This is a genomic window from Sporomusaceae bacterium (assembly GCA_031460455.1).
Taxonomy (GTDB): Bacteria; Bacillota; Negativicutes; order Sporomusales; family UBA7701; genus Anaeroselena.
In genome coordinates, this window is record JAVKTQ010000032.1 from 1 (window position 1) to 8795 (window position 8795).

At 55.4% G+C, this 8795-nt stretch carries 10 protein-coding genes; all 10 read left to right on the forward strand.

What is annotated here, in order from left to right; all coding sequences use genetic code 11:
* Positions 1-1070, forward strand: a 1070-nt coding sequence (locus RIN56_20395) for a chromosome segregation protein SMC (GenBank protein ID MDR7869155.1), incomplete at its 5' end; no start/stop codon positions are given.
* Positions 1070-2260 carry an ATP-binding protein gene (locus RIN56_20400; GenBank protein ID MDR7869156.1) on the forward strand — a complete coding sequence of 397 codons (1191 nt, stop codon included), beginning with the start codon at positions 1070-1072 and terminating at the stop codon, positions 2258-2260. The genes RIN56_20395 and RIN56_20400, both read left to right, overlap by 1 nt.
* A 21-nt stretch (positions 2261-2281) precedes the next feature.
* Positions 2282-2758: a DUF669 domain-containing protein gene (locus RIN56_20405; GenBank protein ID MDR7869157.1), complete on the forward strand. Its 477-nt coding sequence runs from the start codon at positions 2282-2284 to the stop codon at positions 2756-2758.
* On the forward strand, positions 2758-4353 hold the full coding sequence (locus RIN56_20410) for a DEAD/DEAH box helicase (protein MDR7869158.1): 1596 nt from the start codon (positions 2758-2760) through the stop codon (positions 4351-4353). The genes RIN56_20405 and RIN56_20410 overlap by 1 nt, the downstream gene beginning before the upstream one ends.
* 1 nt (position 4354) lies before the next feature.
* Positions 4355-6571, forward strand: a complete 2217-nt coding sequence (locus RIN56_20415; GenBank protein MDR7869159.1) for an AAA family ATPase — start codon at positions 4355-4357, stop codon at positions 6569-6571.
* 316 nt (positions 6572-6887) lie between these two features.
* Complete coding sequence (locus RIN56_20420; GenBank protein ID MDR7869160.1) at positions 6888-7088, forward strand: hypothetical protein; 201 nt, start codon at positions 6888-6890, stop codon at positions 7086-7088.
* Positions 7081-7470, forward strand: coding sequence for a RusA family crossover junction endodeoxyribonuclease (locus tag RIN56_20425; GenBank protein MDR7869161.1), 390 nt, complete (start codon positions 7081-7083; stop codon positions 7468-7470). The genes RIN56_20420 and RIN56_20425 overlap by 8 nt, the downstream gene beginning before the upstream one ends.
* 37 nt (positions 7471-7507) lie before the next feature.
* A complete protein-coding gene (locus RIN56_20430) occupies positions 7508-8062 on the forward strand; it encodes a hypothetical protein (protein MDR7869162.1) in 555 nt (184 codons plus the stop codon).
* 173 nt (positions 8063-8235) lie between these two features.
* Complete coding sequence (locus RIN56_20435; protein ID MDR7869163.1) at positions 8236-8418, forward strand: hypothetical protein; 183 nt, start codon at positions 8236-8238, stop codon at positions 8416-8418.
* Positions 8419-8472: 54 nt separating this feature from the next.
* A complete protein-coding gene (locus RIN56_20440) occupies positions 8473-8697 on the forward strand; it encodes a hypothetical protein (GenBank protein MDR7869164.1) in 225 nt (74 codons plus the stop codon).
* Positions 8698-8795: the final 98 nt, after the last annotated feature.

Here is an 8795-nt window from a genome sequence, read left to right on the forward strand (position 1 = left end):
AGGTCACATTGAGCAATGGCCTGGTCGTTGAACGCTCCGGCAAAAACAGCACCCTCAAGGTAACCGACCCCCAGGGCAACAAGGGCGGCCAGCAGTTGCTGAATGAATTCGTCGAGCAATTGGCGCTTGATCTGCCCCGGTTCATGGCGGCCACCAGTAAGGAAAAGGCCGCCACCCTCCTGCGGATCATCGGCGTCGAGGATCAATTGAAAGCGCTGGAGACGAAACGGGATCAGCTATTCAACCGCCGGACCGAGATCGGCCGCATCGCCGACCAGAAAAAGGCTCATGCCGCTGAACTCCCTCATTATCCCGATGCACCGGCCGCGCCGGTGAGCGCGACTGCGCTGATTACCCAGCAGCAGGATATCCTGGCCAGGAACGGGGAGAACGCCCGCAAGCGCCAGCATGCTGCGGAGATCGCGAGAAACGTTGATTTCCTAAAGGCGAAAGTGGACCGGCTGACGGAAGAATTGGCCCAGGCTACCGTCTCCTATCAGGCTGCCATGGGCGACCTGGCCACCGCCAACAAGTCGGCCGAAGACCTGATCGACGAAAGCACGGCCGAGCTCGAGGAGAACCTGGCCAACATCGAAGCCATCAATGCCAAGGTGCGCGCCAACATGGACCGGGAAAAGGCCGTGCTAGACGCGGACGACTACTCCGCACAGTACGACATTTTGACCGGCGAAATCAACCAGGTCCGCCAGGAGATCACCGATCTGCTGAACGGCGCCAACCTCCCGCTGCCGGAACTTACGGTGGAAAATGGGGAACTGCTCTATCGCAAGTATGCTTGGGACAACATGAGCGGTTCTGATCAGCTGAAGGTCGCGGCGGCTATTGTCCGCCGGCTGAACCCGAATTGCGGTTTCGTCCTGATGGACAAGCTCGAGCAGATGGATGCCGACACGATGAGGGAATTTGGCGCCTGGCTGGAGGCCGAGGGGCTGCAGGTCATCGCCACCCGGGTAACCACGTCGAAGGACGAGGCCACGATCATCATCAGCGACGGCTACGCCGAAGAAGGAGCCGAGCAAAAAAGCGCATGGGAAAGGGGTAAGTTTTGATGGCACTTAATATTACCCGCGGGTTCGTGTGGAAGGCGCAGAAGGTGGTCATATACGGCCCCGAGGGCATCGGCAAGTCGACTTTCGCTTCGCAGTTCCCTGAGCCACTGTTCATCGACACTGAGGGCAGCACGAATCTGATAGACGTAGCCAGGCTGCCACGGCCCACCAGTTGGACCATGCTGCTGGCAATGGTGCAGGAGGTCAAGGTTACGCCTGGCTGCTGCAAGACGCTGATTATCGACACGATGGATTGGGCGGAGCAGTTATGTGTTGCCCATGTCTGCGCCATCCATAGCAAGAAAGGGATCGAAGACTTCGGCTATGGTAAGGGCCATGTGTTCGTCAAGGAAGAGATCGGCAAGTTCCTCAACCTCCTCCAGGACGTTATCGACGCCGGGATTAATGTGGTGCTAACGGCCCACACGCAGATTCGCAAATTTGAACTTCCCGACGAGTGCGGCAGCTACGACCGCTACGAGCTAAAGCTGGGCAACAAGACCGGCGGGCAAACTTCGGCGCTTGTCAAGGAATGGGCGGACATGGTGCTTTTCGCAAACTACAAACAATACGTCGTCGAGATCAACGAGAAAAAAAAGGCCCAGGGCGGCGCCCGTGTCATGCACACTGTCCATCATCCCTGCTGGGACGCCAAGAATCGGCACGACCTGAAACCGGAGCTCCCGTTTGAATTCACTCAGATCGCTTACTGCATCCCCAATCATGAAACTGGCGAAGCAACGAAACCAGCTGCCCAGCCTGCGGCCGCCCCCGCAGCTAAAACGCCGGCCCCCGCCGAGCCCGCGAAGGAAGCCTCCGCCGCTGCTCCGGCAGCGCAAGCCTCGCCGAAGGAGAAGGCCAAGGAGGAAAAACCGGCGCCGCTTCAGCAGGAAAAATCTCCGCCGACGCAAGAAAAAACTACTCCCCCCGCGGGCGACAACAAGACGGCAGCGGTTAGTCCCAGGGCGCCGGATAACCTGCAGGAGTTGCCGAAGCCGCTGGCCGACCTGATGGCAGCAAACAGCGTGACGGTCGCCGAGATTCAACAGGTCGTCGCCATGAAGGGCTATTATCCCCAGGACACCCCTGTGCGAAATTACGACCCGGACTTCATCGACGGTGTACTGGTCGGGGCCTGGGACCAGGTACTGGCTCTGGTCGTCGATGTCAGACAAATACCATTTCAATAAAAATTAGAGGAGGAAACGACGATGGCTTACAACAACGAATTTGGTGGAACTGACGTAGGGATGGAACTGGACTGGGATTCGGAGATCGAGAAAGAATCTCCGGAATTCATTACGCTGCCCGAGGGCGAGTATGAATTCGAGGTCATCAGCTTCGAGCGCGCCCGCTTCAATGGCAGCGAGAAGATGCCGGCCTGTAATCAGGCAAAACTGAAACTGCAGGTAAAAGTACCTGAAGGCATCGCGACAATCAACCACAATCTTTTCCTGCATTCCCGGACCGAGGGCATCCTGAGCGCGTTTTTCAACTGCATCGGCCAGAAGAAGCACGGCGAAAAGCTGAAGATGGACTGGAATAAAGTCATCGGCTCCAAAGGGCGTGCCAAGATCGGTCCCCGCGTCTACGACGGAAAAACCTTCAACGAGGTCAAGCGTTTCCTGGAGCCTGCGGAGGAAGCCCAGCCCGCCGGCAGCAAGAAGTTCCAAAACGGTAAGTTCTAATGGAGGACCGGGCGTATCAGCGGGAGGCTAAGGCGGCGATTTTTCGGGAGTGGGAATCCGGCAACCGGAAAACGCTGCTCGTCCTCCCGACGGGCACGGGGAAAACAATCGTCTTTGCCCAGGTGGCCGAGGACTGCGTGAGGACCGGTGAGCGGGTGCTTATACTCGCTCACCGGGAAGAACTGCTCAAGCAAGCCAGCGCCAAAATTAAAAAGGCCACAGGCCTCGTTACCGCGGTGGAAAAAGCGGAGCAGAGCTGTCTGGGGAGCTGGTACCGGATCGTCGTCGGTTCGGTGCAGTCCCTTATGCGCGAGACGCGGCTGCGGCAATTCGACAAAAAATATTTTGACAAGGTTATTGTCGATGAAGCCCACCATGTTCTCTCAGACAGCTACCAGAATGTTCTGCAGCACTTCGACGAGGCCGACGTCCTCGGGGTTACAGCTACGCCTGACCGCGGCGACATGCGCAACCTCGGCCAGTATTTCGACAGCCTGGCCTACGAATACACGCTGCCCAAGGCTATCAAGGAAGGTTACCTGAGCCCCATCAAAGCGCAGACCATCCCGCTCAAGCTCGACCTGACCGGCGTGGGTATGCAGAGTGGCGACTTTAAGGCCGCTGACCTCGGGACGGCCCTGGACCCCTATCTCCATCAGATCGCCGAGGAAATGAAAAAATATTGCCAGGGGCGGAAGACCGTCGTTTTCCTGCCCCTGATCAAGACCAGTCAAAAGTTCAGGGATATTCTCGCCCAGGCCGGCTTTCGGGCTGCCGAGGTCAACGGCACCAGCGACGATCGCGCCGAAGTGTTAGCGGATTTCGACGCTGGTCGGTATGACGTGCTCTGCAACTCTATGCTGTTGACCGAAGGCTGGGACTGCCCGAGCGTGGACTGCATCATCGTCCTCAGGCCGACGAAGATCCGCAGTCTGTACTGTCAGATGGTCGGCCGCGGCACCCGCCTCCACCCCGGGAAGGAAGAACTGCTGCTGTTGGATTTCCTTTGGCACACGGAGCGGCATGAACTGTGCCGGCCGGCTCACCTGATCGCCACCAACGAAGAAGTCGCCAAGAAGATGACCGAGAAGCTCGAGGAGGCCGGCTGCCCGCTCGATATCGAAGCGGTGGAGACGGCCGCGACCGAAGACGTGGTGGCGGCCCGGGAGGAAGCCCTGGCCAAGAAACTGGCGGAAATGAAGTCCCGTAAACGCAAGCTCGTCGACCCGCTCCAGTTCGAGATGTCGATTCAGGCGGAAGACCTGTCGAGCTATGTTCCGAGTTTTGGATGGGAAATGGGGCCGCCCAGTGAAAGCCAGGTCAAAACACTGGAGAAGTTGGGCATCTTCCCTGACGAGATCGATAACGCCGGCAAGGCGTCGAAACTCCTAGACCGGCTCAACATCCGCCGGATGGAAGGGCTTACAACTCCCAAGCAGATTCGCTTCCTGGAGAGCCGCGGCTTCCAGCATGTCGGCACCTGGCAATTCGAGCACGCGAAAAAACTGATCGACCGGATCGCCGCCCAGGGCTGGCACATCCCGCCGGGTATCGTCCCCCAAAACTACCACCCCGAGGTGAGAGAAATTGGATAAGATGGATCTGCTCCCGCTGCTCGATTATATCGACCCCGCCAACCTCTCTTATCAGGAGTGGACGAATGTTGGCATGGCGCTCAAGCATGAGGGCTATACGGCCAGTGTGTGGGACGCGTGGAGCAAAAGGGACGCCGCCCGCTACCGGCCCGGCGAATGCTTCAAAAAGTGGGGATCGTTTCAGGGATCCAGCACACCGGTCACCGCGGGGACAATCGTGGAGATGGCCAAGGATGGGGGCTGGGAGGCCCCCAGGGCCGTCCGGGATGATTATGAGATCGAATGGGAAGGCACTATCGGCACCGACAAGGCGGAGCGAGTAGTCGTCGACAAAAACTGGATCGAGGGCCGCGAACTCGTCGAGCCGGAAAAATGGAACCCGGTCAAAGACCTTACCACCTATCTGGAGACACTTTTCGACAGTTCGGAGAATGTCGGCTATGTCACCAGCAGCTGGGAGAAGGAAGGAAAATATTTACCGACAAAAGGCAACTGGGACCGCACGGCCGGCCAGCTCATCGAGGAGCTGAATATCTGCGACGGGGATATCGGCGCAGTATTCGGCGATTACAAATCGGAATGCGGCGCCTGGATCCGTTTCAATCCTCTGGACGGCAAGGGCGTGAAAAACGAGAACGTCACCGAGTTCCGGTTCGCGCTGGTGGAATCCGATCACCTGGAGATCGAGAAGCAGAACGAGATTATCCGGGCCCTTGAGCTACCGGTGGCCTGCCTGGTCCATTCCGGGAAGAAAAGTCTGCACGCCATTGTGCGCATCGATGCGGCCAACTATGAGGAGTACCGTAAACGGGTGGATTATCTTTACGCCGTCTGCAAGAAAAACGGCCTGGAGATCGATACCCAGAACAGGAACCCGTCGAGGTTGTCGCGCATGCCCGGCGTCGTCCGTCAGGGGAATAAGCAGTGGCTCATTGACACGAATATCGGCAAAGCCAACTTCACGGAGTGGAAGGAATGGATCGAGAGCGTCAATGACGAGCTGCCGGAGCCGGAGAACATGGCGGGAGCCTGGGATAATCTCCCCGACCTGGCCCCGGCCCTGATAGACGGTATCCTGCGGCAGGGGCACAAGATGCTTCTGGCCGGGCCGTCGAAGGCGGGAAAGTCGTTCGGGCTCATAGAACTCTGCTGCGCGATCGCGGAGGGGCGTGAGTGGCTGTCATGGGACTGTTCCCAAGGCAAGGTTTTGTATGTCAATCTGGAGCTGGACCGGGCCAGTTGCCTGCATCGTTTCAAGGACGTCTATCAGGCCCTCGGCTGGCAGCCGAAGAACATCAACAATATCGATATATGGAACCTCCGCGGCAAATCTATTCCCATGGATAAACTGGCGCCCAAGCTGATCCGGCGCGCAGCGAAGAAAAACTACATCGCCATCATCATTGACCCGATTTATAAAATCATCACCGGTGACGAAAACAGCGCCGACCAGATGGCGAATTTCTGCAATCAGTTCGACAAGGTCTGCACCGAGCTCGGCTGCGCGGTTATTTACTGCCATCACCATTCCAAGGGGGCCCAGGGTGGCAAGCGATCGATGGACCGGGCCTCTGGTTCTGGGGTATTCGCCCGCGACCCTGATGCGCTGCTCGACCTAATCGAGTTGGAGATCACCGAGGCGCTGGCGAAGCAGGAAGAGAACAAGGCCGTCTGCGCGGCCTGCGAAGCCTTCCTGGATGCGAATTATCCCGACTGGGATGATGATGTGTCGCAGGACGATCGCCTCAGCGAGAAGGCCATGCTGGATTATTGCAAGAGATCACTGACTCAAGATCGGTACATCGAGCTGGTCAATAACTTCGTCTACCCGGCCCGGCAGCGGGCACGGCAGCGGACGGCCTGGCGCATTGAAGGGACGCTGCGCGAGTTTCCGAAGTTCGCACCGGTTAACCTGTGGTTTGATTACCCGGTGCACTATGTCGATAAAATCGGCGTCCTGAAGGATGTTGATGCCGACGCCGATCAACCGACATGGAGAAGAAACTTTAAAAGGAAGAAGACCCCGGCAGATAGCAAAAAGGAACGCGGGGCATCCCTCGAAACAGCTTTCGAGGCGGCCGGGTTTGAAGGTCAGCCGACAGTAAAAAGTATGGCCGAATACATCGGAGTAACGGAAAAAACTGTAAGAAACCGCATAAAAGAGCATGGCAATTTTGCCGTTGATGTGCATGGTGCGGTTTTCAGAAAGGAGAAGTGAGGAAGGAAAAAGTCGGTGTTTCTCCGAGATTTTCCTGTCAGGAAATTCTCGGTAACGCTTCGAGATTTTCCTGACAGGAAAGTAAAAAATATCGAGATTTTCCTATCAGGAAAAAGTCGGGAAAATATCGAGATTTTCCTATCAGGAAACGCGCCTATATATTATAAATATATGTCTGCCGTTTTCCGCCCTCACGGTCAAGGGGAAAAAATAGTCGGGGGCGTAGGAAGCCCCCCGACATACTTTTCCCTTCCTTGACAATAAAAATTTCCCGAAGGGATGGACGTAAATGCCAAAAAGAAACAGGAGTAAAATTTTGGAAGTTGCAACTTTTCTTCCCCCGACAAGGCACTCAATTCCCGGGCAAGAGTTCGATATTCGAAATAGCGAAGTCATGAAATGGTTAGTCCAGCAGCCTGAGATTTTAAATTACATCTGGAATAACATTAAGAACAGCGGAGCCGTTGTCTATAATCCGCAAACGGGCAAATGGCAGGGCGTTGAATACGATGCTTGAATTCTTCCTGCCGATAATCCCGCCGACAAAAACACACCAGGAGAAAAAGGCGCGGGTCGTGAAAGGCAAGCCGATCTTCTACGAGCCTCCCGAGCTCGCCGACATCCGCCAGAAGCTAACAGCCTACCTTGCCCGGCATGCTCCCGTTGAGCCGCTGGCCGGCCCGCTGCAGTTGGTGACCAAGTGGTGCTATCCCAGGGGGGCGCACGGCAACGGCGAGTACAAAACAACGAAGCCAGACACCGACAATATGATCAAGCTGCTTAAGGACGTGATGACGGAACTCGGCTTTTGGAAGGATGATGTGCTGGTGGCCAGCGAGGTGACGGAAAAGTTTTGGGCGGAGGTGCCGGGGATTTATGTCCGGATCAGGAAGCTATGAAATCCGCAATCGCTTGCGTTTTTGAGGGAGGGTCCGCATGACTAAACATGTCAACGTCGAAAAAATTAACATCGAAAAGATCATCGATCAAGCCGTTACGAAAGCCATCAAGGCCTCCGCCATTCTCGGAATGGAAAAAGGTAAGGCTGAAGCCAAAAATGTTTTCCGCCAGACCGAAATCCGCTTATATGCTTATCCAGAGCTGCGGCGAAACATCGACAAGTATCACCGCGATATCGAAGATCTGAGGCGGGAATCGCCCGGTAGCGGGAAGTCGAAGGATATAACCTTCTTCAGCACCATTGGGGGCAATACGCGCCTGACAGCTGAGGAAATCCAGGAAGGCAGGATACTGCTAGTACAACGAAAGCTGTGGCGGGATGAGGTCGAGATTAAGGAAATCGAATACGCTCTCCAATGTGTGGTCGACGATGAATACTATCCCCTCTTGACAATGCGATATTTTGAGCGCAAAAAAGACGACGAAATCGCTAAAAAAATCATCTGTGATCCGAGCACTGTCAGGAGAAACAAAAACCGGCTAATCCGCATGATTGCTGTAAAGTTGTATGGTGCTGAGGCGGTCACCTGATGCCCAATCGCAGTGCGCAAAAAATGCCCTTGAATGATGCACATTTAGCTGATATACTCATTTCAGAATAGAAAAATTGTCAGCCGCCCGGAAATGGGCGGTTTTCTTATTGCGAAGGAATATATAACATCCTGTCGAATTGGAAGATAAAACAATTCAAAGGGGGTTGTTCTATGAGTGCTGGTCTGAGTGAAAGTAGGCTTGCGAGTATTGTCAACGGTAAGCTAAGCCAAACAGCAAGTTTATCCAGTTATGATAAGCAAGTAATCAGTCAGGCTATCGCTGCTGCAATTCATGAAAACAACAAAGAATTAGAGCAAAGATTGAACTTTATCCGAAATCTCACAGGAAAATAATAAACAAGAGCCTTCGGGCTCTTTTCTTTTACCCTTCATAGGGAGGTGGTGGCCGTGGGTGTCCATTACTGCAATGAGCGCTGCCTGTTCAACGACAACGATGACCAGCGCTGTGACGGCTCGCCAGTCTCCCATTATAATCGGCGCTGCCTCAGCTGGCGACCGCGGCCTCGCGGGGAGAACTATCGCAACATGATGCGGACCTTCGACAGTAACTGCGACAAGAACTCTGCTGGTGGCGGGTACAAGTCGAGCCGCGTCAAGGGCGTGCTCAAATAATTACGGGTCCTTCCGGAGGGGTAAGCCGGGTACGGGTCTTCCGAGCCCCGGTAATTCCCCCTGATAAAACTGATTTTTGGGGTTGAAACTTATGGCTA

Coding starts and splice junctions, on each gene's coding strand:
- RIN56_20405 (MDR7869157.1), top strand. CDS start 2,282: ATGGCTTACAACAACGAATTTGGTGGAACTGACGTAGGGATGGAACTG.
- RIN56_20435 (MDR7869163.1), top strand. CDS start 8,236: ATGAGTGCTGGTCTGAGTGAAAGTAGGCTTGCGAGTATTGTCAACGGT.
- RIN56_20410 (MDR7869158.1), top strand. CDS start 2,758: ATGGAGGACCGGGCGTATCAGCGGGAGGCTAAGGCGGCGATTTTTCGG.
- RIN56_20425 (MDR7869161.1), top strand. CDS start 7,081: ATGCTTGAATTCTTCCTGCCGATAATCCCGCCGACAAAAACACACCAG.
- RIN56_20400 (MDR7869156.1), top strand. CDS start 1,070: ATGGCACTTAATATTACCCGCGGGTTCGTGTGGAAGGCGCAGAAGGTG.
- RIN56_20415 (MDR7869159.1), top strand. CDS start 4,355: ATGGATCTGCTCCCGCTGCTCGATTATATCGACCCCGCCAACCTCTCT.
- RIN56_20430 (MDR7869162.1), top strand. CDS start 7,508: ATGACTAAACATGTCAACGTCGAAAAAATTAACATCGAAAAGATCATC.